This is a genomic window from Kitasatospora griseola, from assembly GCF_014648555.1.
Classification (GTDB): Bacteria; Actinomycetota; Actinomycetes; order Streptomycetales; family Streptomycetaceae; genus Kitasatospora; species Kitasatospora griseola.
The window spans coordinates 433,187-433,406 of record NZ_BMRI01000002.1; the positions used below are offsets into that span (position 1 = coordinate 433,187).

Below are 220 nucleotides of genomic sequence, written 5' to 3' on the forward strand. Positions count from 1 at the left end.
ACCGGCAAGGACCCGCACAAGGGCGTCAACCCGGACGAGGTCGTCGCCATCGGCGCCTCGCTGCAGGCCGGTGTCCTCAAGGGTGAGGTCAAGGACGTCCTGCTGCTGGACGTCACCCCGCTGTCCCTCGGCATCGAGACCAGGGGCGGCATCATGACGAAGCTGATCGAGCGCAACACCACGATCCCGACCAAGCGCTCCGAGATCTTCACCACCGCCG

1 protein-coding gene is annotated in these 220 nt (G+C 66.8%); it reads left to right on the forward strand.

The annotated features are described in order from the left end of the window. A partial coding sequence (locus IEZ12_RS37690) for an Hsp70 family protein (protein ID WP_229847226.1) occupies window positions 1-220 on the forward strand: 220 nt, incomplete at both ends.